Genomic DNA, 1,449 nt, shown 5'->3' on the forward strand with positions numbered 1-1,449 from the left:
AAGTGCTGGAACACCATGGCCAGGCGGGTGCGCAGGTTCTGCAATTGCGCCTGGTGCGGCGCGCGCGTGCCGGCGCGGCCTTGCTGCATTTCGATGCTGATGCCATCGAGGGTGATAACCCCGGCGTCCGGCTGTTCGAGGAAGTTGATGCATCGCAGCATCGTGCTCTTGCCGGAGCCGCTGGCGCCGATCAGGCTGATCACGTCGCCGTTGCGCGCGTTCAGTGAAACGCCCTTGAGCACCTCATGCTCGCCATAGCGTTTGTGCAGGCCTTCGACCTGGAGTTTGACGTTGGCGTTTTCGGCCACGGCGACCGGCTGGGTAGCGGGGCGTACATCGGTGGGATAAGCGGCCAGGGCCTGCGCGGACTGATTCATGGGTTAGCCTCGGGTAGGAACAAGAAAACGCATCCAGCGACGTTCGGCCAGTCGAAACAGGCCCACCAGTGCAAAGGACAGCAGCATGTACAACAGGGCAGCGATGCCGAAGGCCTGGAACGTCAGGAACGTCTCGGCGTTGGCGTCGCGGGCCACCTTGAGGATGTCGGCAATGGTGGCGGTGAACGCCAGGGACGTGGCGTGCAGCATCAGGATCATTTCATTGCTGTAGGCCGGCAGTGCGCGACGCAGTGCGGCGGGCACTACCACAAACAGGTTCAGGCGCCAGCCATGCAGGCCGTAGGCCTTGGCGGCTTCGATCTCGCCGTGGGGGATGTTGCGAATCGCCCCGGCAAAGATTTCCACGGTGTAGGCGCACGTGTTCAATACAAACGCCAGCAGCGTGCAGTTCAGTGCATTGCGAAAAAACTGGTTGAGCAGGGCGTTGTCCTGCACCACGTCCAGGCCGTAGAGGCCGGTGTAGCAAATCAGCAANNGCGAAACAGGTAGGTGTAGACCTCCACTGGCCAGCGAATCCAGAAGTGTTCCGACACCCGCGCGATCGCCAGCGGGATCGACAGGATGAAGCCCAGCACCACCGAGATAATGAACAGCCACAGGGTCATCGCCACCCCGGAAAAGCCGTTGCCGTCGGTGAACAGGTAGGCCAGGCCGTATTGCTGGATCAGTTCGATCATCGCGCCATCCCCTTGATGCCCACGTTGTAGCGCCGTTCCAGGCGTTTGAAGATGCGGTTGGAGAGGGTGGTGATCACCAGGTACACCAGGCCCGCGAGGATCAGGAAATACAGCGGGTCATTGGTGGTCTTGCCGGCGTTTTGTGCGGCCTTGACCAGGTCTGACAGGCCGATGATCGACACCAGCGCGGTGGACTTGAGCAGCACCAGCCAGTTGTTGCCCAGGCCCGGCAGGGCAAAGCGCATCAGTTGCGGGAACAGCACCAGGCGAAAGCGCTGCCAGCGGCTCAGGCCGTAGGCGGTGGCGGCTTCGAGTTGGCCGGCGGGCACGCTGAGAATCGCCCCACGAAAGTTTTCGGTGAAATACGCACCGTA

At 61.9% G+C, this 1,449-nt stretch carries 2 protein-coding genes and 1 pseudogene; all 3 read right to left on the bottom strand.

Features of this window, described 5'->3' with window-relative positions; translation table 11 throughout:
• Positions 1–377, bottom strand: a 377-nt coding sequence (locus HX846_RS34460) for an ATP-binding cassette domain-containing protein (RefSeq protein WP_178967177.1), incomplete at its 3' end; no start/stop codon positions are given.
• Positions 378–380: 3 nt separating this feature from the next.
• Positions 381–1,075: pseudogene (gene hisM, locus HX846_RS34465) on the bottom strand (histidine ABC transporter permease HisM).
• A partial coding sequence (locus tag HX846_RS34470) for an ABC transporter permease subunit (RefSeq protein WP_178967178.1) occupies positions 1,072–1,449 on the bottom strand: 378 nt, incomplete at its 5' end. The gene HX846_RS34470 and the pseudogene hisM, both read right to left, overlap by 4 nt.

The organism is Pseudomonas sp. K5002 (genome assembly GCF_013386655.1).
Lineage (GTDB): Bacteria > Pseudomonadota > Gammaproteobacteria > Pseudomonadales > Pseudomonadaceae > Aquipseudomonas.